Annotated in this window: 23 protein-coding genes and 2 tRNA genes; 12 read left to right on the top strand and 13 right to left on the bottom strand. The window is 56.5% G+C overall.

The features are described from left to right. Positions 1 to 172 precede the first annotated feature (172 nt). The gene (locus HK23_RS08545) at positions 173 to 1,594 is read right to left on the bottom strand and encodes a beta strand repeat-containing protein (protein ID WP_086653631.1); all 1,422 of its coding nucleotides are present in this window, start codon (positions 1,592 to 1,594) and stop codon (positions 173 to 175) included. 1,308 nt (positions 1,595 to 2,902) lie between these two features. On the opposite strand from HK23_RS08545, the gene HK23_RS08540 reads away from it, so the two are divergent. Further along, positions 2,903 to 5,062 carry a glycosyltransferase gene (locus HK23_RS08540; RefSeq protein ID WP_256940119.1) on the top strand — a complete coding sequence of 720 codons (2,160 nt, stop codon included), beginning with the start codon at positions 2,903 to 2,905 and terminating at the stop codon, positions 5,060 to 5,062. Between the two features lie 129 nt (positions 5,063 to 5,191). Here HK23_RS08540 and HK23_RS08535 read toward each other — a convergent pair. Beyond that, positions 5,192 to 5,266 (bottom strand) — tRNA-Gly (locus HK23_RS08535). A 201-nt stretch (positions 5,267 to 5,467) separates the two neighbouring features. On the opposite strand from HK23_RS08535, the gene HK23_RS08530 reads away from it, so the two are divergent. From HK23_RS08530 to ubiM, 9 genes are all read left to right on the top strand, one after another. After that, positions 5,468 to 7,519 (top strand): NAD(+) synthase, encoded by a 2,052-nt coding sequence (locus HK23_RS08530; RefSeq protein WP_086653629.1) that lies wholly within the window; start codon positions 5,468 to 5,470, stop codon positions 7,517 to 7,519. 70 nt (positions 7,520 to 7,589) lie between these two features. Further along, positions 7,590 to 8,186: an imidazoleglycerol-phosphate dehydratase HisB gene (hisB, locus tag HK23_RS08525; RefSeq protein WP_086653628.1), complete on the top strand. Its 597-nt coding sequence runs from the start codon at positions 7,590 to 7,592 to the stop codon at positions 8,184 to 8,186. 91 nt (positions 8,187 to 8,277) lie between these two features. Beyond that, positions 8,278 to 8,946: an imidazole glycerol phosphate synthase subunit HisH gene (gene hisH / locus HK23_RS08520; RefSeq protein ID WP_086653627.1), complete on the top strand. Its 669-nt coding sequence runs from the start codon at positions 8,278 to 8,280 to the stop codon at positions 8,944 to 8,946. Beyond that, positions 8,939 to 10,276: a 1-(5-phosphoribosyl)-5-[(5-phosphoribosylamino)methylideneamino]imidazole-4-carboxamide isomerase gene (hisA, locus tag HK23_RS08515; RefSeq protein ID WP_086653681.1), complete on the top strand. Its 1,338-nt coding sequence runs from the start codon at positions 8,939 to 8,941 to the stop codon at positions 10,274 to 10,276. The genes hisH and hisA overlap by 8 nt, the downstream gene beginning before the upstream one ends. Continuing rightward, complete coding sequence (gene hisF, locus HK23_RS08510) at positions 10,276 to 11,064, top strand: imidazole glycerol phosphate synthase subunit HisF (RefSeq protein WP_086653626.1); 789 nt, start codon at positions 10,276 to 10,278, stop codon at positions 11,062 to 11,064. Before hisA ends, hisF begins: the two co-directional genes overlap by 1 nt. Next, on the top strand, positions 11,061 to 11,552 hold the full coding sequence (locus HK23_RS08505) for a phosphoribosyl-ATP diphosphatase (RefSeq protein WP_082881638.1): 492 nt from the start codon (positions 11,061 to 11,063) through the stop codon (positions 11,550 to 11,552). Before hisF ends, HK23_RS08505 begins: the two co-directional genes overlap by 4 nt. Before the next feature lie 3 nt (positions 11,553 to 11,555). After that, on the top strand, positions 11,556 to 11,930 hold the full coding sequence (locus HK23_RS08500) for a histidine triad nucleotide-binding protein (RefSeq protein ID WP_063907277.1): 375 nt from the start codon (positions 11,556 to 11,558) through the stop codon (positions 11,928 to 11,930). 42 nt (positions 11,931 to 11,972) lie between these two features. Then, on the top strand, positions 11,973 to 12,563 hold the full coding sequence (locus HK23_RS08495) for a nitroreductase family protein (protein ID WP_063907278.1): 591 nt from the start codon (positions 11,973 to 11,975) through the stop codon (positions 12,561 to 12,563). 4 nt (positions 12,564 to 12,567) lie between these two features. After that, positions 12,568 to 13,770 (top strand): 5-demethoxyubiquinol-8 5-hydroxylase UbiM, encoded by a 1,203-nt coding sequence (gene ubiM / locus HK23_RS08490; protein ID WP_086653625.1) that lies wholly within the window; start codon positions 12,568 to 12,570, stop codon positions 13,768 to 13,770. Between the two features lie 58 nt (positions 13,771 to 13,828). Here ubiM and HK23_RS08485 read toward each other — a convergent pair whose 3' ends face one another. The 3 genes from HK23_RS08485 to HK23_RS08475 form a co-directional block, all read right to left on the bottom strand. Further along, entirely contained in the window at positions 13,829 to 14,296 is a 468-nt protein-coding gene (locus tag HK23_RS08485; RefSeq protein ID WP_086653624.1) for a DUF4186 domain-containing protein, read from the bottom strand. 6 nt (positions 14,297 to 14,302) lie between these two features. Next, entirely contained in the window at positions 14,303 to 15,976 is a 1,674-nt protein-coding gene (locus HK23_RS08480; RefSeq protein ID WP_179193850.1) for a ShlB/FhaC/HecB family hemolysin secretion/activation protein, read from the bottom strand. Between the two features lie 122 nt (positions 15,977 to 16,098). After that, entirely contained in the window at positions 16,099 to 16,725 is a 627-nt protein-coding gene (locus tag HK23_RS08475; protein ID WP_143217524.1) for a hypothetical protein, read from the bottom strand. Positions 16,726 to 16,914: 189 nt separating this feature from the next. Between HK23_RS08475 and HK23_RS08470 the strand changes: the two genes are divergently transcribed. Next, a complete protein-coding gene (locus HK23_RS08470) occupies positions 16,915 to 17,106 on the top strand; it encodes a CsbD family protein (protein WP_063907285.1) in 192 nt (63 codons plus the stop codon). Positions 17,107 to 17,456: 350 nt separating this feature from the next. Here HK23_RS08470 and HK23_RS08465 read toward each other — a convergent pair. The 6 genes from HK23_RS08465 to mnmE all read right to left on the bottom strand — a co-directional run bounded on the left by HK23_RS08465 (position 17,457) and on the right by mnmE (position 23,127). Next, a tRNA-Lys gene (locus HK23_RS08465) sits at positions 17,457 to 17,532 on the bottom strand. Positions 17,533 to 17,599: 67 nt separating this feature from the next. Continuing rightward, the gene (locus HK23_RS08460) at positions 17,600 to 18,526 is read right to left on the bottom strand and encodes a ParB/RepB/Spo0J family partition protein (RefSeq protein WP_179193859.1); all 927 of its coding nucleotides are present in this window, start codon (positions 18,524 to 18,526) and stop codon (positions 17,600 to 17,602) included. Then, on the bottom strand, positions 18,520 to 19,311 hold the full coding sequence (locus HK23_RS08455; protein WP_086653620.1) for a ParA family protein: 792 nt from the start codon (positions 19,309 to 19,311) through the stop codon (positions 18,520 to 18,522). Before HK23_RS08455 ends, HK23_RS08460 begins: the two co-directional genes overlap by 7 nt. Continuing rightward, positions 19,304 to 19,900, bottom strand: coding sequence for a 16S rRNA (guanine(527)-N(7))-methyltransferase RsmG (gene rsmG / locus HK23_RS08450; RefSeq protein ID WP_063907288.1), 597 nt, complete (start codon positions 19,898 to 19,900; stop codon positions 19,304 to 19,306). Before rsmG ends, HK23_RS08455 begins: the two co-directional genes overlap by 8 nt. Continuing rightward, entirely contained in the window at positions 19,897 to 21,765 is a 1,869-nt protein-coding gene (gene mnmG, locus HK23_RS08445) for a tRNA uridine-5-carboxymethylaminomethyl(34) synthesis enzyme MnmG (protein ID WP_086653619.1), read from the bottom strand. Before mnmG ends, rsmG begins: the two co-directional genes overlap by 4 nt. An 18-nt stretch (positions 21,766 to 21,783) precedes the next feature. After that, positions 21,784 to 23,127 carry a tRNA uridine-5-carboxymethylaminomethyl(34) synthesis GTPase MnmE gene (gene mnmE, locus HK23_RS08440; RefSeq protein ID WP_086653680.1) on the bottom strand — a complete coding sequence of 448 codons (1,344 nt, stop codon included), beginning with the start codon at positions 23,125 to 23,127 and terminating at the stop codon, positions 21,784 to 21,786. A 283-nt stretch (positions 23,128 to 23,410) separates the two neighbouring features. Between mnmE and HK23_RS08435 the strand changes: the two genes are divergently transcribed. After that, positions 23,411 to 23,878: a methylated-DNA--[protein]-cysteine S-methyltransferase gene (locus tag HK23_RS08435; protein WP_082881639.1), complete on the top strand. Its 468-nt coding sequence runs from the start codon at positions 23,411 to 23,413 to the stop codon at positions 23,876 to 23,878. Positions 23,879 to 23,911: 33 nt separating this feature from the next. On the opposite strand, the gene HK23_RS08430 is transcribed toward HK23_RS08435, so the two are convergent. Both HK23_RS08430 and HK23_RS14540 read right to left on the bottom strand, forming a co-directional pair. Then, complete coding sequence (locus tag HK23_RS08430; protein WP_179193849.1) at positions 23,912 to 26,023, bottom strand: M1 family metallopeptidase; 2,112 nt, start codon at positions 26,021 to 26,023, stop codon at positions 23,912 to 23,914. Positions 26,024 to 26,123: 100 nt separating this feature from the next. Then, positions 26,124 to 26,906: a hypothetical protein gene (locus HK23_RS14540; protein WP_179193848.1), complete on the bottom strand. Its 783-nt coding sequence runs from the start codon at positions 26,904 to 26,906 to the stop codon at positions 26,124 to 26,126. Positions 26,907 to 26,998: the final 92 nt, after the last annotated feature.

The raw sequence follows: 26,998 nt of genomic DNA, 5'->3' as shown, positions 1-26,998 counted from the left end.
CTGCCTGTGTCAGAACCTGTCTGATTTTCTCTGAATCGTCAGTCAAATCACTCACAGGCAGCACTCTTTCAGCAAAACAAAGAATTGAAAAATTTTACAAACATTTTGTACAAAAGAAAACCGGGCCTTTCGGCCCGGTTTCCTTAACGTTCAAACCGTCTTTAGCTGAATTTTACTTCAGGCCGCTAAACTGGTTCGTCGTCAGGTCAGAAACATCAACAAAGGTGATCTTGCTGTTGTCAGACAGAGTGATCGTCGTGTTGCTGCCGTTATGCGTTGCCTTGTCCAGCACATCCTGCTGGAACTGAGACGCCGTGTAGTCATAGTCAACCAGCAGCACAGAGTTGCCAGCAGCGCTACCGAAGTCAGTGATGGTGTAGTCAGCGCCAGCAATCCCGTCGCGGAAGCCGAACACGTTTGCTGCACCAGAACCACCCGTCAGCGTTGCATTGCCAACACCGCCAACCAGCGTATCGGAAGCAGAACCACCGATGAACGTCTGTGTGCCCGTCGTGCCGACAACGTTGCCGAATGCCTGGATACCGAACGCGGAAGACGCACCGTCCAGCGTTTCGTTACCATCGTTCGCCACGAACAGAGAGGCAGCAGACGTACCGTCAAAGTGAGCGTTCAGGTTGTTGGAACCAAAGATGGTTGCCTGACCAGCAGTGATGGTCGTGTCGCCCGTGCCACCAACGAAGGTGAGCGCACCACTGACATTGATAAGCGCCGAATCCGTATGCGTGGTGTAAAGATCACCATGCGCAGCGGAAATGGTGTTGCCCAGACCACCTTCAACCGTGCCGGTTGCACCAGCCATGTTGATCGCATCACCAGAACCACCGGTTACGGTGCTTGCGCCACCAACCGTGATCTGTTCATTACCGGCAGCGTCAACAACCAGAGAGTTGTCACCCACGTTAACGAAGGAGTTACCACCGTTCAGCGTGATGCTCTGCACACCAGACGTTGCGGTAATCGTATCCTGACCATCAGAGTGAACGTAGTTCACGCCCGTGCCCAGAGTGATGGTGTTGTTACCAGCACCAGCATAGATGGTGTCGTTACCATTCCCGCCGTTGATGATGTCATTGCCATCACCTGTGCGGATATCCCATGCGCCCGGAGTCTGATCCAGATAGTCGCCCTGGAACAGGTTATCACCGGAGCCACCGACGAAAAGACCGGCACTGGAACCAGCGCGGAAAGACACGCCCTGCGTGGTGCCCGCAACGACGCTCAGATAATCTGCAGTCACTTTGCTGGCATCGAGATTGACCCAAGCGTCCAGAGCGGTGCTCGGAGCGGTCGTTGCAGAGTTGGAACCAACAGTCAGCCAGCGGAAATCGCCGGAAACCTGATAGGAGCCAGCTGCCGTAACAACGCCATAGCCGGACTGGTTGCTGGAACCAGAGGCTTTGCTGTTTGAGCCAGTGTTCAAATAACGGGCATCAAGGGTACCCTGATTATTCAACTGATCAGAAAGCTGGTCCGCAAGAGCCTGTGTCCGGCCTACGAACGCTGTGTTCATAGCACCATCAACAGTGACCTGTACGGTCCCTCCTGACGCACCGGCAACGGTGATAATCGCCATATTTATCCGTCCTTTTCTAAGCCCGCTTTATTAGGCACGATCGGGTCACACCCATACAGCGGCACAACAACGTCAGGCTTCGTTTTAGGCGAAGCCCATACGAACATGCAAGCATCTTGTGAGTATTCTCAATGTTTAATGCTTTTTTTGTAAGTGCTTCTAAAAAGAGACACCAAAGATCAGGTACCGAATACGTGATACTTACCTAATGCTTTTCTCATTAGTACTAAATTAAGAAAAATCAGCTTTCAGATTGTCAAATAGTCAGTTCCCGGCAAAATAGCCTCTTGATTTGAAATCAGGACCTTTTGCTTTCCCATGCCTGCATCTTTATCAAGATCACCGCTCCGCAAACCCGTCTCCTCTGTCACGTCGCTCTGTACAGCGGAGTCTGAGCCGTTTTTTACACAGATTATCCTGTCAGACGGAGACACAGGAGGCTGCGGGCATCTGCCTTTCATCATCTGGCTGCTTGGTGCTCTGACCCCGGAAACTCTGGTGCTGATCGGAGCGAGTCGTTCAGTAAGAGACACCCTGAAACAAACACTTCACAGCCAGATCCTTCCGACCCGCCTGGTCGAAACACGGCTCTTTTGCCCAGAAAAAGAAGCCGACTCCGTACTTTATTATTACGCCAACCCCTTATGGCTGACACCCGAACGCTTAAAATCAGAGCTGGATAAACTTCCGGCAGGCAGTCTCGTGCTGCTGGGAGGCTCCGCCTCCCCTGCCGCACAGCCGGTATGGGCAGAATTTGAAAAGATTTTTTTTACATTCAGTTTTTTTCATGCAGACGGGCTGGGACTCCTCGCGACAGCCCCTCCACAAAACGCCGACGTCAGCTTTATATTGACTAAAAATAATACCAGCTCAGAAGATGATCTACTTAAAAAAACGCTTCTTCGCGAACGGTTTAGCCAAGCCGGACAATTTTGGGAAAACAAGGCTTTACTAGCCGCTCAGACTGAAAAAATACGTCTTCTTCAAGAAAAACAGCGCAAAGAACGCCTCTTGTTTTTCAATACAAAACAAGAAAAAGCGGCTCTAAAGGCTGAAAGAGACCTTCTCGAAACTAAAAATGCTACCCTGCACGAGTATGGAGCATTTTGGCGCAAACATGCCCTCGCGTTGACAGAAGCCAATACAACTCTCTCAGCATCCCTCTCTCAGGCGCTTTCACATCTTCATCATAATGCAGAAGTTTGGGCTGCATTCTCTCGGGATGTCTTAAGTCGCACAGAGGGGCTGAATGCCCTTCGTGATTTCCTTTCTACCCCAGCGGGCTTCCTCCGCTCTCTGGCTCGCACGATGGTACGCGGCTCCATGGCCCCCTTTGTGCCCGACCTCCCAACCCCGCCCGCACTCACAGAACCAGACATTCTTATCCCGCCTCCAGTGACGCCGGATCAGCCTGAACCATTCGCTCTAACCGACGCCACAAAGGCAGACGCGAGCAAAGCTTCCCTGCTTCCGCAGGTTGCACATGCGCCTTTACTCCAGCCCGCCACACTGCGCAGCCCGCGCCGCAAGGTGCTGTTTGTTGCTGGTGAACCGGAGTCCCCCGGCGTGCAGTATCGCTGCATTCGGAATGCCGCGGCCTGTGTGCGGGCTGGACATGATGCGCGCTGGAAACCCTGCGCAGACGTCAATCCGGATGATCTGAACTGGGCTGATATCGTCATTTTGTGGCGCGTGGAGTTCAGCGGGCATGTCGATATTCTGCTGCAACTGGCGCGGGAAAACGGGGCTGATATCATTTTTGATACCGATGACATCACCTTCCTGCCGCATCTGGCGCGGTTTGATATTATTGATGGCATTCGCAGTATTGGTGCGACAGAACAGCGCATTGAAACCGTTTTTACAGAAATGCGTCGCACCATGATGCGCTCCGATCTGTGCCTTGCTCCCACCGATACACTCGCGGGGCTCATGCGCATCAACAAACCCCTGACCTATACTGTGCCCAATACCTTTGATGCAGACTCTCTACGCCGTAGCCGAATGGCCATGCGTAAAAAGCAATGGGTCGGGTCAGATGGTCTTGTTCGCATTGGATATGCCACGGGCTCCCGCACGCATCAGCGCGATTTTGCCCGCGTTGCCGGAATTCTGGCAAAACTGATGCTGGAAAGGGCCGACCTCCGCCTCGTTCTGTTCCGGGAACTGGGCAATCACCGCCCCGTCCTGCTCATGAACGAATTCCCGGAACTGGCCCCGGTGGCGGACCAGATTGAATGGCGGGATATGGTGCCTCTGCCTGACCTCCCGGAAGAGACGGCCCGATTTGATATTTCCATCGCGCCGCTGGAAACCGGATCGTTGTTCTGCAACGCGAAAAGCGAACTGAAATTTTTTGAAGCCGCTCTGGCGGGCGTTCCCTCCATTGTTTCCCCCACCACGCCATTCCGTCAGTGCATTGTTGAGGGAGTCAGCGGTTTTCTGGCGGACACGCCGGAAGAATGGGAAACCGCCCTGCGCACTCTTCTGGAAAATCCGGACTTACGTCGCCGTATGGCGAACGCGGCGTATCATGGGTCTCTCTGGTATTTTGGCCCGCAACGTCAGGCTCTGGTATTTGACAGCATTATTGAGGGACTCGGCGGAGAACAGGCCGCCGCCCGCGCCTCTGAACTTCAGATTGCCCGTGGTGCTTATCGCGGCAAAGGCCTGCCGGACGTCCCTCCGCATGAGATCCTGTTCCATCAGGATGACCTGGAGGAAGCTGCTGTCACCGTAATTATCACGTCCTATAATTATGAAACCTTTATTCTGGAGGCTCTGGATTCCGTAAGAGCACAGACGCTGGAGGTGCTGGATCTGGTCGTGGTGGATGATGGCTCTTCGGACGATTCCGTTGCTCTGATTACCGCCTGGATGACGCAGCATAGCGCCCGCTTTAACCGTCTTATTTTGCTCAAAACAACGGTGAATGCCGGTCTGGGAGGCGCACGAAACTGCGGCGTGACAAATACGGAAACACCATTTTTCCTGCCGCTGGATGCCGACAACCGCCTGTTGCCGGAAGCCTGTGCATCCCTTCTGGCCGCGACAACCGAGATGACGGCCTACGCTTACCCCATTCTGGAACAGTTTGGAGAACCAACACGCCATAAGGTGTTGGGTGATAAGCCCTACCTCCCCATGCAGTTGGTGGCCGGCAACTATATTGATGCCATGGCGCTTGTCGCAAAGTGGGCCTGGGCTGCGGCAGGAGGCTATTATGTCAGCCGGTCCGCTATGGGCTGGGAAGACTATGACCTGTGGTGTTCTTTTGCAGAACTTGGCTTACAGGGCACGCATGTTGCAGAAATACTGGCAGAATACCGAGTACACCACACGTCCATGACCAGCAGTGTGACCGAGCAGGATGCTCATAAGCAGCGCGTGGTTGAACTGGTGGAGAGCCGCCACGACTGGATCAAACTGGTGCAGAAAGCCGCCAAAGACCGTGAAAAGGTTTCTTAAAAGGTCTGCCTGAAACAGTATGTTTCTCCTGTAACATCCATTGGTGGTGTTACAAGAGAGACTGCCCAAAACGCAAAAAAGGCCGCTTGCGCGACCTTGATGCATACCACTCAAATTTTCTTGAAAATTTGGAGCGGGCGATGGGATTCGAACCCACGACCCCAACCTTGGCAAGGTTGTGCTCTACCCCTGAGCTACGCCCGCATCGGATGGCCTTCTTCTAAGGGGGTTCGGCAAAACGCGCAAGAGGGTTTTTTATATTTTTTTCGTTTATTTTGAACGACCTCTCCCGCCCCTCATACCAAATGCGCCGGAAGGCCGGAAAGTCCTTGTGTTGGCGCGGCTCGACTTCTCTGCAATCATGATCTGAGCTCTCTTTCCCATCAGGATAAAGGATGGAACGCGTTGTCGGCTTCCGCATTTCACGCGCTGTATCATCAGGGCTTTGCCCGTGTTGCAGCCTGCACAGTCCCCGTTGCTCTGGCGGACCCGGCCACCAACGCACAGCGCACATTGGAAGCCGCCCGGACCTGCGGGCAGGATGGCGCGGTGCTGTGCGTGTTTCCGGAACTGGGACTGTCCGGCTACGCAATAGATGACCTCCGCCAGCAGGAAGCTCTGCTTAACGCCGTCGAACAGGCCATTGCGGATTTGACCACAGCGTCTGCTGACCTTCTGCCCATTCTGGTGGTGGGTGTGCCCCTCCGACATGACAATGCTCTTTATAACTGTGCCGTCATCATCCACCGGGGTTCGGTGCTGGGCATCGTCCCCAAAAGCTACCTGCCCAACTATCGCGAATTTTATGAAGCCCGGCATTTCACCCCCGGCGTAGCCGTACAGGGCCAGATGCTGCGGTTGAACGGTGCCGATATCCCGTTTGGGACCGATCTGCTGTTTGAGGCGGAAGACGTCCCCGGCTTCTGCCTTGGGCTCGAACTGTGCGAAGATCTCTGGGTGCCTGCGCCCCCCGGCACACTGGCTGCCCTCGCTGGCGCCACCATTCTGGCCAACCCCTCTGCCAGTGACATTACGGTGGGCAAAGCCGAAACGCGCACCCTGCTCTGCCGTTCACAATCTGCCCGCTGTATCGCCTCTTATATTTATGCTGCCGCCGGAGAAGGGGAATCCACCAACGACGTCGCATGGGACGGACAGATTGCCATTTTTGAAAATGGTGAAATGCTGGCCCAAAGCGAACGTTTCCCCTCCGGCTCTCAGCATGTGGTCGCAGATATTGACCTCACTCTGCTCCGGCAGGAACGCCTGCGGATGGGCACATTTGCCGCCAATGCCCGCGCCATGCAGGCCCACGCCCCAGCCTGGCGACGCATCCGCTGCACGCTCACACCCCCTATGACAGACATAGGCCTGCGCCGCCCCCTCTCCCGCTTCCCCTTTGTGCCCAATGATGCAGACCGACTGGCGCAGGACTGCTTTGAGGCCTTTACCATTCAGGTCTCCGCTCTCAAGCAACGGCTCCGCACAAGTGGCGTCAAACGGATGGTGATAGGCATTTCCGGGGGGCTGGACTCCACACAGGCCCTGCTGGTGGCCGTGCGGGCAGCGGATGAACTCGGCTGGCCCCGCAGCGCTGTGCTCGGCTACACGATGCCCGGCTTTGGCACGACGGAAAAAACACTGGCCAGCGCGCAGGCCCTGATGGCCGCCCTCGGCACAGGGAATGAGGTGCTGGACATCCGCCCGGCAGCCTCTCTTATGCTGCGTGAAATCAAGCACCCGTTCGCACAGGGTGAACCTGTGCATGACATCACCTTTGAGAACGTGCAGGCAGGCCTGCGGACAGACTTCCTGTTCCGTCTGGCCAACCAGCATCAGGGAATGGTGATTGGCACGGGCGATTTGTCCGAACTGGCTCTGGGCTGGTGCACCTACGGCGTGGGCGATCAGATGGCGCATTACAATGTGAATGCCGGCCTGCCCAAAACGCTGATCCAGCATATTATCCGCTGGGCCATTGCCTCCGGCCATTTCTCGCCTGAGGTGACACCTCTGCTTTCAACAATTCTGGCCACAGAAATCTCGCCAGAACTGGTGCCCGTGGGAGAAAACGGACCGCAGAGCACGCAAGACATCATCGGTCCCTATGCGCTGCATGACTTCACCCTCTTTTACGTGCTGCGCTACGGCTTTACGCCCTCCCGTATTGCCTTCATGGCCGAACAGGTGTGGCGCGATGCGTCCGCTGGCAACTGGCCCCCAGGCTTTTTAGAGCAGGACCGTAAAGCGTATGACCTGCCGACCATCTGCCACTGGCTGCATATTTTCCTGCGTCGCTTTTTTGGCACCAGCCAGTTCAAACGCTCCGCCATGCCCAACGGCCCGAAGGTGATGGCCGGCGGCAGCCTTTCCCCACGCGGGGACTGGCGTGCGCCCTCCGACGGCAATGCGGCCCTGTGGCTGGCGGAACTGGACCTGAATGTTCCGAAAAGCTGACGATCTTTCCCACTTCCCGCCCCGTGCCTGATGGTATCGGGGCCCGTCTTCCGCTATAAAGCACCCCACCATGAGCACAGCACGCCAAGCCACCCTTCATCGCGTTACCAGCGAAACCGATATTGCCGTCACTCTTGATCTGGATGGATCAGGACAGGCCAACATTGATACGGGCATTGGTTTTTTTGACCATATGCTGACCGCACTGGCCAAGCATGGCCTGCTGGATCTGACCGTTATCGTGAAGGGTGACCTTCATATTGATGGCCACCATACGGTGGAAGACACCGGTATTGCGATCGGGCAGGCTCTCCGGCAGGCACTGGGGGACAAGCGCGGCGTGCACCGTTTTGGTCACGCGCTGGTCCCTCTGGACGAAGCCCTGTGTGAAGCGGTCGTCGACCTTTCCGGTCGCCCGTTTCTGGCATGGGACGCCACGTTTGACCGTGACCGCATTGGCGAGCTGGATACGGAACTGGTGGAAGAATTCTTCCGCGCCTTTGCCATGTCCGGCATGCTGACCCTGCATCTGACACAAAAAGCCGGCAAGAACTGCCACCATATTGCCGAAGCCGCGTTCAAGGCCTTAGCACGCGCCCTCCGTATGGCCGTGGAACCAGACCCACGGGCACAGGGCAGCATTCCCTCCACCAAGGGTGTGCTATAAGTCTCGTCGACAGTTTTCTTCCCCGAACCTCTTTCTGCTCAGGCATCGGGGAAAACCGGTTCCTGATACGAACCAGAAGTGCGAGGTCCCCATGACCAAGTCTCTCTCCATCGCCGTTGTTGATTATGAAGGCGGCAATCTGGCCTCCGCAGCCCGCGCAGCAGCCCGCGCGGCAGAGCTGTCAGACATTGCGGCCACTGTAAGCATCACCAATTCCCCAGCCGATGTCCGTAATGCGGACCGTATCATTCTGCCGGGTCAGGGTGCCTTTGCAGACTGCGCCCGCGGGCTGGAGTCCATCGCCGGCCTGAAAGACGCCATCCTCACCGCAACCCGCTCCGGCACGCCCTTTCTGGGGATTTGTGTGGGCATGCAGCTGATGGCCGAACGCGGGCTGGAACACGGCACCACAGAAGGCTTTGGCTGGATTACGGGCGAGATTGCTCCTATGGACGCACCCGGCCTGCGCATGCCGCAAATGGGCTGGAATGAGCTGAATTTCAGCCACACTCATCCCCTTACGGACGGTCTGGGTGCCGCGCCGCATGGCTATTTCGTTCATTCTTACGCGCTGAGAAACACAAAGCCGGAAACCCTGATTGCCACCACAGACTATGGCGGCCCTGTTCCTGCCATTGTGTGCAATGGCAATGTGGCCGGAACGCAGTTCCACGTTGAAAAAAGCCAGACTGTCGGCTTGCAGATTCTGGCCAATTTTCTGACCTGGACTCCGGAAACCCTCTGCGATGTCTATGCCTAAGAGTAAACTTGTCCAGCGCGTTCTGTCCCTGACAGACGATGATCTTCAGGCCCTGTGCGAAGCCGCCGATGCCGCCATTCTGGATGGCGGAGGCTTTGGCTGGGTGCAGCCTCAGGGCCGGCAGGTTCTGGAACGCTACTTCAAAGGGCTGCTTCTGGTGCCCGAGCGTATGCTGTTTGTGGTGCGTCTGAAGGGTGAAATTGTCGGCTGCGCCCAGCTTGTCCGGGCCCCCCGTAATAATGAATGTCAGGCCATGTGCATCACCCTGATGCACCTGTTTGTGGCACCTTATGCCCGTAATCGTGGCCTTGGCTCCGCCCTGCTGCGTGAAGTGGAAAATGCTGCCCGCAGCATGGGCTTCCGCGTGATGAACATGGATGTGCCGGACACCCAGACAGCGGCCATCTCCCTGTTCCAGAAAGCAGGCTTCGAGCATTGGGGTACGCACCCGCACTTTGCGCGAATGGGAGACCAGACCGTGAGTGGGCTGTTCTTCACCAAACTTCTTGATACCGTGCGCTCTGCCCCCGTGGAGCCTTCCTTCTCCCCTCAGGTTGAAACACCGGACATGATTGCATCTTCTCCCGCTTCCTCCCGCCCGCTCACCCTCTACCCGGCCATTGATCTTAAGGACGGGGCCTGTGTGCGCCTGCGCCGTGGAGAAATGGATGATGCCACCGTCTATTCCGATGACCCGGCAGCTCAGGCCAAAGCATGGTGTGACGCCGGGTTCAAATGGCTGCACGCCGTTGACCTGAACGGGGCCTTTGCAGGCCAGTCTGCCAATGCTCCGGCTGTGCAGGCTATTCTGAAAGCCGCCACGGTGCCCATGCAGCTTGGCGGTGGCCTGCGGGATATGAAGGCTATTTCCTCCTGGCTGGAAGCCGGCGTGACCCGCGTCATTCTCGGCTCCGTGGCCGTAAAGAACCCTGCACTGGTCAAGGAAGCCTGCCGTGCCTTCCCCGGTCGCATTGTGGCGGGGATTGATGCCCGCTCAGGCCATGTCGCTACCGAAGGCTGGGCCGAAGTCTCAGACATGCAGGCAACAGAACTCGCCCTGCGGATGCAGGAAGCTGGTGTAGCGTCTATTATTTTCACGGAAATCAGCCGTGATGGGATGCTGGATGGCCTGGATATTGAGCAGACCGTAACGCTCGCCAACACCGTTTCCGTGCCGGTTATCGCCAGTGGCGGGGTCGGCAATCTGGACCATCTGGCCGCCCTGCGGAAAGCGGCTGAAGATGCCCCCGGTATTGAAGGTGTTATTGTCGGCCGGGCGCTATATGATGGCCGGGTCTCTCCGGCTGAGGCTCTGAAGGTTCTGGCCTGATGCTGAAACTCCGCGTTATCCCGTGTCTGGACGTCAAGAATGGTCGCGTTGTGAAAGGCGTGAACTTTGTTGAACTGCGCGATGCTGGAGATCCTGTGGAACAGGCGGCTCTGTATGATGCCGCAGGCGCAGATGAGCTGACTTTTCTGGATATCACCGCCAGCCATGAAAACCGTGATACTATTCTGGATGTTGTCAGCCGCACGGCAGAACGGATTTTTCTGCCACTGACGGTGGGGGGCGGTGTCCGTACAACGGATGACATGCGCCGCCTTCTGCTGGCCGGGGCTGATAAATGCGCCATGAACTCGGCAGCCGTCTCCCGCCCGGACCTGATTAATGAAGCCGCGCAGAAATTTGGCAGCCAGTGTGTGGTTGTGGGCGTCGATGCCCGGCAGACCACGGGCGGTAAATGGGAAGTCTACACCCACGGGGGCCGCACTCCCACGGGGCGCGATGTCATTGACTGGTGCCGGGAAGTTGCTGAACGTGGAGCCGGAGAAATTCTGCTGACTTCCATGGATCGGGACGGCACACGCTCAGGCTTTGATCTGTCCTTGCTGAAAGCTGCAACACAGGCTGTCAGGCTGCCGATTGTCGCCTCTGGCGGCGTAGGCGAACTGAAGCACTTTGTGGAAGGTGCCGAAGCCGGAGCCACCGGGCTTCTGGCTGCCAGCGTCTTCCATTTTGGCCAGTTTACTGTGTCTCAGGTTAAAACCGCGCTGGCCGAAGCTGATCTGCCCGTACGCCCCAATCCTTCACCTTTTCAGGCAAAGTCACGCACATGACCAAAAAAGCCAGCACAAAGACCACAGCCAAAGCAGCCCCCAAAGCCGGAACAAAAGCCGCGCCAAAAAGCAGTGTGAAAAAAGTGGCTGTGGCAAAAAAGACCGAAAAAGCAAAAGAGATTCTGGAAGACAAACTTTCACAGTCTGCTGATGAAACCGTTCTGGACCGTCTTTACACGGTTGTGCAGAGCCGCAAGGGCACAGACCCCAGCCTGAGCCACTCAGCGCGACTTCTCTCCCGCGGCACGTACAAAATTGCCCAGAAATTTGGGGAAGAAGCCGTTGAGTGCCTGATTGAAGCCGTTGCTGGCCGCAAGGATCTTCTGGTCGGGGAAAGTGCTGATGTACTCTACCACCTTATTGTTTTGTGGGTTGATGCCGGTGTGACGCCTGAAGAGGTCTGGGCAGAACTGCGCCGCCGGGAAGGCACCAGTGGTATTGCTGAAAAAGCATCCCGCCCTAAAGAAGTTTTGACGAAAAAAGGATAAGTCATGGCTGTTAAAGGAACAGGGCCTTACAACCCGGAAAACATTTTTGCCAAAATCCTGCGCGGAGATATTCCCTGCAAAAAGGTTTTTGAAAATGAATGGGTTCTGGCCTTTCAGGATATTGCGCCCAAAGCGGCCGTGCATGTTCTGATTATTCCAAAAAAACCCTATGTCTCTTTTATCGATTTCACAAAAACAGCTCAAGACGATGAAATTGCTGCCGTCATGAAAGCTGCCGGGCAGATTGCCTCCGAACTTGGGCTGGATGAGAGCGGTTACCGCGTGATTACCAACGCCGGTGAAAATAGCGGGCAGGAAGTGCCGCATTTCCATCTGCATCTTCTCGGTGGCCAGCCTCTGCCGCCCTTCCCTGTCTGAGCAGGCTTCTCTCTTCAGTTTTTTGAAACAGGACCTTTGATCATGACACCCATGGACATGCTTCTGACCCGCGCTTCCACAGACCATCTGGCAGAACCGGCACCGTCAGACGCTCAGCTTTCCGAAATTCTGGCCGCTGCCATGCGGGCACCAGACCACGGTAAGCTGCGTCCATGGCGTTATGTGGTCATTCGGGATGATGCCCGGCCGGTTCTGGCTGAACGCATTGTCGCCAGCATGCAGCGAATGGATGCCGAGGCGCCTGAGTTTAAAATTGAAAAGCGTCGCAAGCGTTTTTCTACCATGCCCCTTATTCTCGCACTCGGCATGCACCTGCGCCCGGATCATAAAATTCCGTTGTGGGAGCAGGAAATGGCCGTGGCTGCTGCCACCATGAATGTGCTGAACGCCCTGCACGCCACGGGCTTTGGCGGTGTGTGGGTCTCTGGTGATGTGGTGGAAGATCCTGTTCTGGCTGAAGAACTGGGCTTCCCTGCTCCGCACCGGCTGGCAGGCTTCCTGTTTGTCGGCACGCCGGAGGGAGAACAGCACGCCCCCAAACGGCCTGACCCCGCAGAATTTACCGCGACATGGACCGGCAAACCCGTAAGCTTTGCCGCAGACAGGACCTAAAGCCATGACCACACCGACACAGACAGATGTTGCCATTATCGGGGGCGGACCTGTTGGACTGGCCACAGCGCTTTCTCTGGAAAGTGCCGGTCTGTCTGTCACGGTGCTGGAACGCGCACCGCGCACAGTCTGGGCTGAACCCTCCTTTGATGGGCGGGAAATCGCCCTGACCCACCATGCCGTGCATACTCTCCAGAGTAATGGGGCGTGGGACTACATCCCGGAAACAGCTATCTGCCCGCTTCGGGAAGCTCGTGTAGAAACAGGGAAGTTTCCACACCCACTCCGCTTTGATACAAACGGCCGTGGCGTGGATGCGCTCGGCTGGCTGGTGTCTAATAACCATATCCGGCGCGCGCTGTTTGCTGCCGCTTCGGAACGTCCGCGTATTACGCTGCTCGGCTCCACATCCGTCGAAACCGTGCGGCAGAACCCGACGCAGGCTGTTGTGCATCACTCCCACGGCCAGACGGCGGCTCAGCTGGTTGTCGGGGCCGATGGCCGCTTCTCCCCTACACGTCGTCGTGCGGGGATTGGTGCAATTATCCATGACTTCAAACGCAGTATGCTGGTGTGCCGCATGGCGCATGAGTCTCCGCACCACAACGTCGCAACCCAGTGGTTTGATGAAGGCCAGACTGTCGCGCTGCTCCCCGTGAATGGTATGGCGTCTTCTCTGGTGCTGACCCTGCCACCGGAAGAGATTCAGCGTCTGCTGGATATGCCGCGAGATGCTTTTAATCAGGAAATTATGCAGCGTATTGGCAACCGTCTGGGCCAGATGCGCCTTGTCAGCACCCGGCACGCCTATCCATTGAAAGGCGTGTATGCACACCGCTTTACGGCACGCCGTCTGGCGCTGGTTGGTGATGCTGCTGTCGGCATGCACCCGATCACGGCTCACGGCTTCAACCTCGGCCTGCGTGGGCAGGAAACACTCGCGACAGAAGTGGGCAAGGCTTTTGCAGAAACGGGGGATGCTGGAAACGCGCACGCTCTGCGCCGGTTTGAACGCCAGCACCGGATGATAACTGCTCCGCTCTTTGCAGGCACCAACGGTATTGCGACGCTTTATACGCATGAAGGCGCACCGTTCCGGCAACTGCGTCAGGCTGGCATCCGGCTTGCAGATACGTTTACACCCTTTAAAAACGCAGTAACGGCCCTGCTGATGGATCGGGAAGTTCAACCTCCCAAAGCCTCCTGAGATTTTGGGGGCTTTCCTCTTTATAAAAACACCTTACGCAGGATGCAGATTATCAGATTTATAATCCTGCATCCTGCCTTGTCTGGTCAGGGTCGCTCTTTTGTTCAGGCTGCCGCTTCTGCACTGCCGCCAGTTCGAGCTCCAGCCAGCCCGCAATAACTGCCAGAACATAGCGTTTCTGGAGGTCTGTTAATTGCAAACCTTTTGAGAAATGATGCCATTTTTCAAGGCATGATCGACAACATGTCCCCGTAGCATGTTGGGCAACAAAAACAGGATGCCCCTTCCATGGCGTTTGCCTCCCATCCCGGGCCGGATGTGCGGGGGCCAGTCGTTTTGTAATAAAATCTTCCCCATGCTCCAACACAACCGGTAATGTTTTTTCCTGAAGATACAATAAATCTTCTGAATTTAAGTGGAATTTCCTGCGGAATGCTGAACGGGCCAGCTTCCCCCAAAGCTCCGGCGCAACCGGGGGTAATGGCTTCTCTTCACGCGTGCTGAAAAGATCACCTTGAGAAGACATGGCTGGTCATAACCCCACGACAATATTGAAGTCACAAAACGCGCCTTTCTTCCCTGAATCTGGCGCGGGACGCAGCCGCCATCCGGTATCAAAAACTATATTAACCAGTCTGTTTATTTTCGTGTTCAGATCAATACCAAGGCTGGCCAGACCGGTTTTGTTATTGCTGGTTTGGGAGAGCTTCTTATTCCAGGTTTGTCCCCAGTCATAAAACCCACCCAGTGTTTCTGTATCCGCAAAATTTTTCCCAATCCCCAGCTGTTTACTAAGAGAGAATGGGGGAAGCTTGATTTCCTCGCTCAGCTGTTCGCCCCGGCTACCCAGCGCGGTATTCACATAATACCCCCGCACCGAGCCAATGCCGCCAGACTCAAGCTGCTCACTGTAAAGCAGATTATGGGTTGTTGCCTGTGCAGACGCAATTGTTACGGAAGAAAACCCGTAAGGCAGGTTTGTTGTCCGGGTAATCTGCACCCGGTCATAGACATAATCAGGTTTTGCTGACTGGAAAATCGTCTGATAGCTCTTGCGTGTATCATAATGCGTCAGCCCACCGGGGCCATAATAGACCTCGTTCAGCAAATGTGTCTGACCGTAGTGGTCGTTTTCCGTAATATCTGCTCCCAGAGCAAACTGGTCTGTATCGGCATTCCCCAGCATGATGGGTGATGCAACGTAAAACTGGTCACTATTGGTTGTTTTCCAGTCAAACCCCGCCTGAAGCAGCGCGTCCAAGCCGATATCAGACGAAACAGCGAAATGAGAGAGCTGGTGGATATACCGCACAGAGGCCTGCCCTGAGATGCCGGAATTGCGAATGGGCCAGTCCGCTGCCGGAGCAGAAGTACTATAGGTGCCATAGACCAGTAGTTTATCACGCCATGGCAAGGGAATTTCCCAACTGCCAAGATGCATGTTGTAGCGGCCGGTCAGACTACGGGTGAACTGATAGGACAGCGTATGGTCGATGCCAAACGCATTTCCCCATGTTGCCCCTAAACTCCAGTTGACCCGCCCCAGTGTGGGGTCTGCCTGATTATTAAAAGAGCCGAACATATAGACGGGAAAACGATCGGAGACCTGCAAATCAACATCCGTCGTACCTGCTTTCTGTCCAGGGCGATAAATCATATCAACCGTGCGAAACGGGTTGCCGTTTATCCATGCCAGATCAGCCTGCAAATTCTGCAACGCCAGCGTATCGTTAGGGTGGAGGTTGCTCGCGTTCCGAATAATCCCATCTGAAAACCATCGGTTCCCACTCACCGTAATCTGGCCAAGTCGATATTCCTCTACACGGATGTGCAGAATGCCATCATGCACACGTTGCGGCGGTACAAAGGCCGTCAGAAAAGGATGACCCTTTTCTCTGAACTGCGCTGTCACCTTCTGAGCAATGTCATAAAAGGTCCGGGCACTGGCAGGCTTGTTCAGATACGGCTCAAGTTTTTTCCGAAACTCTTCGTTTTCCAGAAGCGGCAGCCCGTTCACCTGAATGGCGTGCGCGTGCGTCTGCGGTGCATTGCTGTCCGAAGCCTCAAACACAAGCCCGCGCAAAGCTGGAATCAAGGGGCTATCCGAAAGGCTGGAAGAGGGACTTTCCTCCTGATGAGCTGATTCCTCTTCCTGCCCGGGCTTAAGCTTTGGTGTGGCCGCAGAATCCGGCAGTTTGGAATTCATCCAGATTTGCGGCACAGGCCGCGAGGAGGCCGCTGTAGCGCGTGAAGAGGCCGCATGTGCCTCATAGCAGCCGGGCAACGCCATAACGCACACAGAGCTCAAACAAAGCGTTTTTGTGAGCCTCATGGTGCGGTCGCTCCTGCTTCCAGAATAATATCAGAGCCGTCCGCATGGCCTTGCGTCGCCTGTGCAATGCCCTCACGGTTACCTGCCAGAGCAAAGGGGTTACCGTCTGCTGTGGCTAGAGAGCCAGCAGCATTCCGGATCTGTGCCGCAGGTGGTGCTACCCCCTGCTGGCAGGCCCGTGGTGCGACATAGAGGCCTGACGGCGCAAAAGAGGCGTCCATCAGAACCTGCTTCCGCAAGGAGCCACCTGCATGGATCTGCACCAGACCGATACGGACGGACTCCGGCTTTTGCTGTGTCTCTTTATTTCCGGATGTATCCTTCAGCTGCGGCTCGGCTGGCACCCCGCCGGGATTATGCTGCCTTGCCGCCATAATCGGCACAGCGGGGCAACCCGGCGTTATGAGCTGCCCTTGCTTGTTCAGGATGGCGCCATTGGGTTGAACGGTGAGTGTTTCAGAAGCCTCAGCCTGTTCAAACTGCTGAGCAATACGGGAAGGACGGCTCCCCACCACACTTTCCAGAGTGGTTGAAACAGACGCCATACTGCGGGCCGAAGCGGCATAGTTCCCATTCCGTCCGGCAGCACTCTGCGCAAAAGCGTATGAGCCGGGGAGCGACACGATAAGAGCGCCAAGAGAAAAAACAGATCGTTTGAATGCGAGTGAAGAAACCATGACAGAAAATTAAAGCACAGCTTTTTACCTGTCCATGAAACCGCCTCGGTTAGGTGCCGGAATTTTTTGGGTCGATTTTGGGAACCACACCCCGGAGCCTACGTTTTATCTTTCATACAAAGGGAGGATATCGAAATGAGCTCCATGAAAGATAAAGTGACCGGTGTTGCTAATCAGGTTGCCGGCAAGGTCAAAGAAGAAGCCGGGAAACTGACGGACAACGAACGTCTTGAAGCCGAAGGCGCTGCACAGAACCTGAAAGGGAAAGTGCAGAAGACCGCTGGCGACGCAAAAGACGCCGTTAAAAGCGGTATCGATAAGCTCTAAGTTTTAAAGCTTTCTGCTTGAAAAAGCCCAGATGCCTTAGATGGTGTCTGGGCTTTTTTTGTTGGGTCAATAAAGCCAGATCTTCTGCAACACAGAACAATCCTCAAAAGAAGAGGATTACGCATTCCATCAGCTTAAACGGCCTGACTACAAGTGTGCGGTCTGGAAATCAAAATAGAACGGAAAGACGGCAGGAATCTCAGCGGATACTGGAAGAAAATGGGGGAGGCTTTTTTCGTAATGAGAGGAAAGCCAAGGCTGGCTGCCGCATCACTGTCAGTCGAATGATTTAAAAAGGCTCTCGGGCTAATGCCCTGAAGCCTGAAAACCACCTGAATCTTTGGGAAGATTGGTGGGCGCACAAGGGCTCGAACCTTGGACCCGCTGATTAAGAGTCAGCTGCTCTACCAACTGAGCTATGCGCCCTTACAGTTCTATGAACTGAAGTGGATGCTTTCTATCATCCACTTTCCTTTAATACAAGTCTGAAAATTCAGCTTTTTAAACGGGCCAGCACATCATCCAGCTGATCAAGGCTTTTATAGTGAATTTGCAGAGAGCCGCCTTTCCGCCCGTCAAAATGGACCTGAACTTTAAGCCCGAGCCGTGTTCCCAGATCACGCTCCAGAGCAGCAATTTCCGGGTCCGCTATTTTTTTGGCCGGAGCAGGCTTATCCTTGCCTTTGTTCTCCAGCGCTTTCTGCACAAGGCTTTCCGTCTGTCTTACGGAAAGACCTTTCTCAATGACTTCTTTAGCCGCTGCAATCGGGTCCGGATGTGCCAGAAGCGCGCGAGCATGCCCCGCAGACAGAGCCCCTGCCCCCACAGCTTTCCGTACGCTTTCCGGCAAGCGCAGCAGCCGCATGGTGTTCGCCACATGAGGGCGGGACTTGCCAATCGCTTTAGCAAGCTCGTCCTGCGTCAGGCTGTAATCTTCCATCAGACGGCTAAAGCCGTCGGCCTCTTCAATCGGGTTCAGATCAGCGCGCTGGAGGTTTTCCACCAGCGCTGCGGCCATGGCGTCGACCTCATCTAGATCACGCACATGCACAGGCACTGTGTGGCACTGGGCCAACTGTGCAGCACGCCAGCGTCGTTCCCCGGCGATAATCTGATACTGCCCTTTTTTGCCCGGATCAGGCCGAACCAGAATAGGCTGTAAAATACCCCGTGCCCGAATGGACTCGGCCAGTTCCTCCAGTGCGCCCGGCTCCATATCCTGCCGCGGCTGAAATGGCCCAGGAACAAGAACGTCCACAGACAAAGAACTCACAGGCCCTGCAGCACCGCCAGCAGCAGGCTGAGAAGAACCAGAAGACGACGCGGCGGCTACAGGTGCGGCGACATCTCCCAGCAAGGCGGCAAGGCCTCGTCCGAGTTTAGGTCGGGCAGCAGATTTACGCTGAGACATGCCTAGGATGCTCTCCTCTTAATTTCCGCCGCCAAGGCCCGGTAAGACGCGGCGCCACTGGCCCGTGGGTCATAGGTCATAACCGGCTGACCATGGCTCTGCGCTTCAGAAATACGGATATTTCTGGGAATAATGGTTTCAAGCACATCATCACCAAAAAAGCTCCGGGCATCCGCTGCGACAAGCTCAGACAGATTATTTCGTCTGTCATACATTGTCAGCACAATACCCGCAATTTTCAGCGTGGGATTAAGTTTTTTTCTGACCCGGTCAATCGTCTTGACCAGATGCCCCAGTCCTTCCAGCGCGAAGAACTCACACTGCAAGGGCGCCAGCACACCATCGGCGGCCACAAGAGCATTTAGGGTCAGCAGGCTGAGGCTCGGCGGACAATCGATAATAATATAATCCGTGCTCTCAGCCAGCGGGGCCAGAGCATCGCGCAGACGCGTTTCGCGTTCATCCGCATCGACCAGTTCAATCTCTGCGCCTACCAGTTCGGTATTCGCTGCGATGACGGACAGGCCTTTTATCTCGGTTGGCTGCAGGAGATCCACGGCGGGCTTTTCATGCATCAGCAGGGCATAGGCCCCACCCTGCCGGGCATCATACCCAACGCCCAGCCCCGTGGAGGCATTGCCCTGCGGGTCCATATCAAGCAGCACGACCCGTGTACCGTCTTCAGCCAGAGCGGCGGCAACATTAATGGCCGTGGTTGTTTTCCCAACCCCACCTTTCTGGTTTGCAATAGCCAGAATACGGCACGTTTTTGTTTTTTTGTCAGACTTAGACACGTTCAAGATTGCTCACTTCAAGAATCACACCATCATGGCTTGTTATGCTGCGGTGGATACGCACATTCATGTGCCAGTTGCGTCGGGCCTCGGTCAACTCTTCATCCGCCTGCTGACCTTTGAGGAAAAATGCTTTCCCCTCTTTTTCCAGCAAGGGAGCCGTCCAGTCCAGCAGCTTGCTCAGAGAGGCCAGCGCCCGCGCCGTGACGACAGGAGCCGGCGTAACATCCGCCTGTTCGATCCGCTCGGCCAGCACCTTGAGCGGGGCCTGTGTGACACGGGCAGCTTCGCGCAGGAAGGCCGCTTTACGCTGGTCAGACTCAATCAGCGTTCCCGGCACGCCCGTTGCGATTGCAACAATCACGCCTGGGAAACCCCCGCCCGACCCCATATCGATAAACCGCTCATGGCCTGCGACCAAAGGGGCAAGCTGTAGGCTATCCAGCACATGGCGTTCCCACACGCTGGCAATATCCCGCGAGGAGACCAGATTGATCCTCGGGTTCCATTTTTCCAGCAGGGCGACAAACGCTTCCAGCCGCTCCTGTGTTTCACGTGAAACATGCAGCGTTTCGGGCAGGTCGATCATCGGGCAGCCCTCTGCCTGACATGGGCCAGAACCGCTACCAGCGCAGACGGCGTCACGCCGGGGATTCTTTGCGCAGATCCAAAATTTTCGGGTCTGGCGCGTTCAAGCCGTTCCTTCATTTCTGCACTCAGTCCCCCGATTGCATTGAAATCCATATCTTTGGGAAAACGGATTTCAGCTTCTGCTTCAAGCTGACGAATTTCGCGCTGCTGACGCACAAGATAGCCCTTATAGCGGGCCTGCGTCGTCACGTAATGTCGGGCACGTGCCGGGGTATCCAGATACCAAGGGGCCAGTTTTTCAAGTGTGGCATCCTCCAGGCCATAGCCCAGAATTTCCAGTAACGTTCTGCGCCGGCCATCTTGCGCGACTTTCAATCCCGCCTGAGCCAAAGCCTGCGGCTGCCAGCTTTCCTGTTCTGCGCGTTCCGTAATTTCCCTGATATCTGCACAATCTTTTTCAAATACAGCACGCCGTTCCGTGCCGACACAACCCCACTCAATACCAATCTCGGTCAGGCGCATATCGGCATTATCAGCCCGCAAAGTCAGGCGATATTCCGCACGAGACGTAAACATCCGGTAGGGCTCACTCACGCCCTGTGTCGTGAGGTCATCCACCATCACGCCAATATAGGCCTTTCCACGGTCAAGGCTGACAGCCTCCTGCCCTGCGGCACGCCGTGCGGCATTGACCCCCGCCAGCAGCCCCTGCGCTCCCGCTTCTTCATAACCCGTGGTGCCGTTAATCTGCCCGGCCAGAAACAGGTTCGGGCATTTCTTGAGTTCCAGAGACGCCGTCAGTTCACGTGGGTCCACATAATCATATTCCACGGCATAACCGGGCTGCGCGATGACGGCCTGCTCCAGCCCGGGCATGGAGCGAATCATGGCTTCCTGCACATCCGCTGGCAGGCTGGTAGAAATGCCATTGGGGTAAATCAGGTGGCCGCCTTCATGTTCAGGCAGGGCTTCAGGTTCCAGAAAAATCTGGTGGCTGGTTTTCTCCGCAAAACGCACAACTTTATCTTCAATAGACGGGCAATAGCGCGGCCCACGCCCTGAAATTGCTCCGCCATAAACCGCAGAGAGATGCAGAGATTCCCTGATAATATCATGCGTTTTTTGCGTTGTAGCTGTAATGCCGCAGACCATCTGCGGGTTTGTGATTTCTGTGGTCAGACGACTAAAGGGTTCGGGGGATACATCCCCCCTATCTTCCGCGAGAATTCCCCAATTTATGCTATTTCTTAATAGACGCGGCGGCGTGCCCGTTTTGAGTCGCCCCATCGTCAGATTAAGATTTTTCAGGCGTTTTGCTAGCGCAACCGCAGGTTGCTCGCCGACACGGCCCGCTGGCTGGCTTTTATGCCCAATATGAATAACTCCATCCAGAAAGGTTCCAGTGGTCAGAACAACCGCGCCGGCATGCCATTCTGTGCCGTCTTCACACACAACGCCCTGCACATCGCCTGCATCCGTGCAGAGCAGGTCTGTAACAGCTCCTTCCTCACAGGTCAGGTTGGGGGTTTCAGCAAGCAGCTCCTGCACCGCCTGCTTGTAGAGAAAACGGTCAGCCTGGGCCCTTGGCCCCTGCACGGCTGGTCCTTTGGAGCGATTAAGCAGTTTAAAGTGGATACCAGCCCGATCGGCAGCGCGGCCCATCAGACCATCCAGTGCGTCAATTTCACGCACCAGATGCCCCTTCCCGATCCCGCCAATAGCCGGGTTGCAGGACATTGCCCCAACAGTGTCTTTGCGATGCGTCAGCAGGAGGGTGCGCGCACCACACCGGGCGGCAGCCGCAGCGGCCTCACACCCGGCATGGCCACCGCCCACCACGATCACATCATACGAACGGTCCATAATCCTGCCGCCTCACCCTTACTTTCCGATACAAAACTGGCCAAACACAGCATCCAGCAGGTCTTCCACCCCAACATGCCCTGTCAGCCGCCCTAAGGCCCGCATAGCGAGCCGTAATTCTTCCCCACGCATTTCCGGCCACTCCTGCTGCAAAGCGGCCTCCAGACACGCACAGGCTTCCTTTACCCCAGCCTTATGGCGCGCACGGGTCAGGAGAGGTGCTCCAGACGCAGACGATGCTGTCAGCGCTTCCACTTTCTGCTCCAACAGGGCTTTAAGCTGGTCCAGCCCCTGCCCTGTTTCAAGGCTGACCGCCATAACAGGGTGCCCCTGCACGGCGTGCGGCACAGCCCCAAGATCCCTCTTGTTCCCTATCAGCACGCTGGCAGGGAACACCTCCTGCGGTTCATCTCCTGCGGCAAACATCTGCAACACACAGTCGGCCTGTTTCACGTGAAACAATGCCCGCTTTACGCCCTCAGCCTCAATGGCGTCCTCGGTCTCACGCAGGCCTGCTGTATCCACAAACGTCACACGGACACCCGCCAGAATACCGCTGATTTCAATGGCATCCCGCGTCGTGCCTGCCATGGGGGAAACAATAGCCGCATCCCGATCCGCCAGCCAGTTTAAAAGGCTGGACTTGCCTGCATTGGGGGGGCCGGTAATGGCAAACACCACCCCGCGCCGAATACGCTCCCCACGATCTCCTTCCTGAATATGCGTCTGCATCGCGGCAATCAGGCTATGAATTTCATCCAGAAGCCCCTGCTCAACTTCAGGTGGCAAATCTTCATCCGGGAAATCGATCAGCGCTTCCTGATGCGCCAGAACACGTTTTAGCCGGTCCGCCCAGTTCTGATACAGGCGGCTGAGGGCACCATCTGTCTGCGCCAGAGCCAGTTTGCGCTGGCTTTCCGTTTCCGCTTCCACCAGATCTGAAATGCCTTCAGCTTCAACCAGATCCATCCTGCCGTTCATAAAGGCGCGGCGCGTAAACTCTCCGGCTTCTGCCGGGCGCGCGCCACCTTCTACCAATGCCCCGGCTACCGCCTTGATAACTGCGGGGCCTGCATGCAGATGGAGTTCAAACCCATCCTCGCCCGTGTAGCTGTGCGGACCGGGAAACCAGAGAACCAGAGCTTCATCCAGCAAATTCTCCTGCGTGGCTGCATCCTGCCACACACGCCGCAAGGCTGCGCGCCGTGCACCGGGGAGTTTGCCGATCAGACGCTTCAGCAGCGCCTCACTCCCGGCACCACTCACCCGCATCACCGCAATAGCGGCCCGCCCAAGCCCCGTGGATAATGCAAAAATCGTCTCTTCACCCTGATACGCCACGGTGGTTTTTCCTTCCTGCATGATCTTTAAAAGGCCAAGGCCGTTCTGAAACTCTGGTTTTCTCTGGCGTGGGCGCACACCGCTTGTGCTGCTCATCAGGGTCGTTCGGCCTTAAGTTTGTATAAGGCCGAGCCCTTATGAGGAAGCAGGGGCTTTCTAAAACAGATCCGCACTCAGACGTAAGCTAAAAACGTGTTTGCTCTTTCCGCCAGGTTTCTGAGGCGTCTTTCTTAACATGACAAGCCTCAGGCTGCCGCGCATACTGCACGCCTCATCACAGACCAGACAATGACGGACGACGACCATGCCACAGCTTTCGCTCCACTCCCCCATCGGGCCGCTGACCCTGACAGAAGAAGAGGGTAAGATCATCTCGCTCGACTGGGGCTGGGGACGTGATCAGACAGAAACCCCCATGCTCTGCGCCGCACGGGACTGGCTGGATAAATGGTTTGATGAACCGAAGGCTGCTGGCCCCTTTCCTTTCCCGCTGGAACCGATGTTCGGCACGGATTATCAGAAGCGGGTCTGGAACGCTCTGTGCGCCATCCCTGTAGGCACGGTTAAAACCTATCAGGCTCTGGCAAAGGAAGTTGGAGGAAGTGCCCGGTCTGTCGGGCAGGCTGTCGGCCGGAACCCCATTCCCATTCTGATCCCCTGCCATCGTATCGTGTCACAGAATGGGCTGGGCGGATATTCCGGTGATGGTGGGATAGATGACAAACGCTGGCTTCTGAATCTGGAAGGGGCACCCATTCCCTCCCGCGCCTGATGCGCTCCAGGGTGCCCCTGCTCTGCCTGTCTGTTAAGGCACAGGGGCACCCTGCACGGTTGGGGTGGGGGCAGCAGACGGTGCTGCCGGATGCGCCGCCGTGAGCTTAACCGTAAAGCTGTTATCCGACCGGTTCAGATCCGGGATCATATGGTCCGGGTCCAGCACGGCGGAACGGATAGCCAGCTTACCCGGAATCTGGAGCGTGACCGTGTTCCGCTGAGACCAGGTTTCCGTAGGAATGGTAAGACGGGCAGAACTCCCATCCATCCACGTAATAGCCAGCACCACAGGCAGCGGCAGCCAGCCTTTGTTTTCCACCTGCACCCGCGCCCCCTGCACCGGGTTTCCGTTCACATAAGAGACGGATTTCAGGCGGTAGTCAGGCCCCCAGTTCTTGAAATACCAGCCCCGCCAGAACCATGAGAGATCCTCCCCGGCCTCGCTTTCCATGACGCGGAAGAAGTCGGACGGGGTGGGATGACGGAAGGCCCAGAGCGCAATGTAGTGCTGGAAAGCACGGTCAAACCGGTCTGCTCCCAGAATCTGTTCCCGCAGTAATTGCAGCCCATAAGCTCCCTTAAAATACGTCACGCTATGACGATATTTTTCAGAGATCAGGTCCGCCGGTGTCATCAAAACAGGCGCGTCCTGATCTTTCAGCACCGGCACAATATCATCCGCCGGGTGGCCCGTCTGAGGAGCAAACTCTACGTCATGCTTGGGGGCAAACTCCCCATGGTTGAAATGGTCGGAGGCATAGACGTCAATAAAGGTGTTGAAGCCTTCATCCATAAACGCATTGCGGCGCTCATTGGAGCCAACAATCATGGGGAACCAGCCGTGGCCCAGCTCATGCGTTGTTACCCAGAACAGCTCTGCTCCGGCATCTTCCTTGCCGTCAAACACAATGCCCGGATACTCCATAGCTGCGCCGTGCCCACCGACATTGACGGCATTTGGCCAGGGGTACGGGAACCACTTGCCCGAAAAATACTCGATGGCGTGCTTCACATACTCTGTTGAGCGGTCCCATTTTGTCGCGCCGGCAGACTCTGCGGGATAAACGGACATGGCCAGACGCGGAGCAGGATTTTTCGCGTCGCTGCCCTCAAGAGGAGGCAGGTTCAGGCGCGCGGCATCCCAAAGCAACGCGGGAGACGCCACAAAGGCGATATCCCGCGTGTTCGCCATATGGAACTGCCAGGTCTGCGTCTCGGTTTGTGGCTGATGCACTATGGCCTGCACATCTTCCGGCGTGCGGATCATGATGCGGGTTTCACTGGTAGCAGCCTGCGCCAGGCGGGCTTTTTCCTGCGCACTCAGCACCGCATCCGGGTTTGTCAGCACGCCGCTGCCTGCCACCAGAAAGCCTTTGGGCACGGTTACGCTGTAATCAAAATCCCCGTAGTCCAGATAGAATTCCTGCCCCAGATAGGGTGCCGTATCCCAGCCGCGCTGGTCATCATACACCGCCATCCGTGGGTAGAACTGGGCGATTTCATACACCTCGCCGTTCTGATTCTGGCTGAAGGCTGTACGGCCGCCCCACTCACCCGGAATGGTATAATGCCATGAGATTTTCAGGGTGAGGTGCCCGCCCTTCCCCTCCAGAGCCTGCGGCAAGGGTACTTGCATCCGTGTGTCTGAGATAAGCGGCGTAAGAGGTGTTTCCTTGCCATCGGCACTCTGCGCCACGGCCTCGATAATCATCCCGTCTGTATGATCCTGCAGCCGCTGTGGCGAAGCGTAAGCACCGCGTGAACCCTGCTGATAGATATTCTGATCGAGTTGCAGCCAGAGCGTGGAAAGGCTCTCAGGGCTGTTATTAGTGTAGGTCAGTGTTTCACTGCCTGACAGCGTGTGGGTCGCCGGGTCAACATGCACATGGATGTCGTAATCGGCCCGATTTTTCCAGGCCATCGGACCCGGTGCACCATTGCCGGAATGATAGAGATTAACCGGTTGCGGATAAGTAAGCGGCGCAAAGATCTGGAACGGATCCGGCTCGGCTGCCTCTGCCACCGAGAGTGCGCTTCCGGCCAGCAGGCCAGCCAGAAGGCCTCTGCGGGCAGGACGAATAAGTTTATGAAACCACGGTTTTTTGAAACAGCCAGACACCTTCACCCCACTCAGACAAATCATTTTTCTGCCTGAGAGCGTAAACCAGAATGCAGCCGCAATAAAAGAAAGGCCGCCCTGATGTTTCCATCCGGAGCGGCCTTTTAGCAGGCAAATATCAGGATCAGCGTTTGTCGCAGCTTTCCGTCAGGGAGTTGAAGAACCGCCCTGCGCTGCAATGCACAACATCAGACCCCTGCTGTACGGCCTGTCCGGCTCCCTGAGGGGCATTTCCATAATAAGAGGGCTGCGCGTAGGTGGGATAGCCTCCCTGCGCTACAGGCGGCTCTGTGGGCTGTGCGTAGTAGGACGGAGGGGCATACATCGTCTGCGGGGCCTGATAGCTCTCCTCAGCAGACGATGCCACCGCTGCACCGACAGCCAGCCCTAACACAGAGCCGAAGGCAAAGGGCGCACCCCAGCCCCAGCCACCGCCCCAATAGGGACTGCCCCAGACACCATAGCCCCAGCCATAACCGGGGTATCCCCATCCGTAGCCGGGGTAACCCCAGCCGCCCCAACCTGGGCCGCCCCACCAGCCACCACGGCCCCAGCCGCCGCCACCGCGATAAAAACCACCGCCCGGCCTGCCGCCCCAACCGGGACCACCATGAAAGCCGCCCCCACCAAAGCCCGGACCGCCGTGGAAGCCTCCACCCGGCCCGCCAAAGCCACCGCCGGGTCTGCCACCGCCCCCAAAACCGGGACCGCCATGAAACCCACCTCCACCGGGGCCGCCGTGGAAGCCACCGCCTCCACCACCAAAACCACCCCCACCATGCATTCCACCGCCGCCACCAAAGCCGCCACCTCCCCCACCGGGATGAGCCAGAGCGACGGGAGACAGCGCGCAAGCGAGAAGCAGGCACGCGGCGAGCCGTCCGTAATGAAGTGAGTTGCGTGTCATCTTCTGCCCCCTCTTATGGCCAGACTGCCCGGCCTGTTCTGGCACCTGTTCCTGTGCGGAACACATCGTTCTCTGATGAAGAAATGGGAAAC

The organism is Acetobacter malorum (assembly GCF_002153605.1).
Taxonomy (GTDB): domain Bacteria; phylum Pseudomonadota; class Alphaproteobacteria; order Acetobacterales; family Acetobacteraceae; genus Acetobacter; species Acetobacter malorum_A.
The sequence above is the reverse complement of the archived record's forward strand: the minus strand, read 5'-3'. Positions and strand labels throughout refer to the sequence as shown.

Bases quoted from the DNA above. Each gene is read 5' to 3' on its own strand.
- rsmG (WP_063907288.1), bottom strand. From the start codon at position 19,900: ATGATCGACCTGCCCGAAACGCTGCATGTTTCACGTGAAACACAGGAG.
- mnmG (WP_086653619.1), bottom strand. From the start codon at position 21,765: ATGGACCGTTCGTATGATGTGATCGTGGTGGGCGGTGGCCATGCCGGG.
- hisH (WP_086653627.1), top strand. From the start codon at position 8,278: ATGACCAAGTCTCTCTCCATCGCCGTTGTTGATTATGAAGGCGGCAAT.
- hisF (WP_086653626.1), top strand. From the start codon at position 10,276: ATGCTGAAACTCCGCGTTATCCCGTGTCTGGACGTCAAGAATGGTCGC.
- HK23_RS08505 (WP_082881638.1), top strand. From the start codon at position 11,061: ATGACCAAAAAAGCCAGCACAAAGACCACAGCCAAAGCAGCCCCCAAA.
- HK23_RS08435 (WP_082881639.1), top strand. From the start codon at position 23,411: ATGCCACAGCTTTCGCTCCACTCCCCCATCGGGCCGCTGACCCTGACA.
- HK23_RS08485 (WP_086653624.1), bottom strand. From the start codon at position 14,296: ATGTCTTCTCAAGGTGATCTTTTCAGCACGCGTGAAGAGAAGCCATTA.
- hisB (WP_086653628.1), top strand. From the start codon at position 7,590: ATGAGCACAGCACGCCAAGCCACCCTTCATCGCGTTACCAGCGAAACC.
- HK23_RS08430 (WP_179193849.1), bottom strand. From the start codon at position 26,023: ATGATTTGTCTGAGTGGGGTGAAGGTGTCTGGCTGTTTCAAAAAACCG.
- HK23_RS08480 (WP_179193850.1), bottom strand. From the start codon at position 15,976: ATGAATTCCAAACTGCCGGATTCTGCGGCCACACCAAAGCTTAAGCCC.
- HK23_RS08545 (WP_086653631.1), bottom strand. From the start codon at position 1,594: ATGGCGATTATCACCGTTGCCGGTGCGTCAGGAGGGACCGTACAGGTC.
- HK23_RS08470 (WP_063907285.1), top strand. From the start codon at position 16,915: ATGAGCTCCATGAAAGATAAAGTGACCGGTGTTGCTAATCAGGTTGCC.
- hisA (WP_086653681.1), top strand. From the start codon at position 8,939: ATGCCTAAGAGTAAACTTGTCCAGCGCGTTCTGTCCCTGACAGACGAT.
- mnmE (WP_086653680.1), bottom strand. From the start codon at position 23,127: ATGCAGGAAGGAAAAACCACCGTGGCGTATCAGGGTGAAGAGACGATT.
- HK23_RS08500 (WP_063907277.1), top strand. From the start codon at position 11,556: ATGGCTGTTAAAGGAACAGGGCCTTACAACCCGGAAAACATTTTTGCC.
- ubiM (WP_086653625.1), top strand. From the start codon at position 12,568: ATGACCACACCGACACAGACAGATGTTGCCATTATCGGGGGCGGACCT.
- HK23_RS08540 (WP_256940119.1), top strand. From the start codon at position 2,903: ATGGTACGCGGCTCCATGGCCCCCTTTGTGCCCGACCTCCCAACCCCG.
- HK23_RS08495 (WP_063907278.1), top strand. From the start codon at position 11,973: ATGACACCCATGGACATGCTTCTGACCCGCGCTTCCACAGACCATCTG.
- HK23_RS14540 (WP_179193848.1), bottom strand. From the start codon at position 26,906: ATGACACGCAACTCACTTCATTACGGACGGCTCGCCGCGTGCCTGCTT.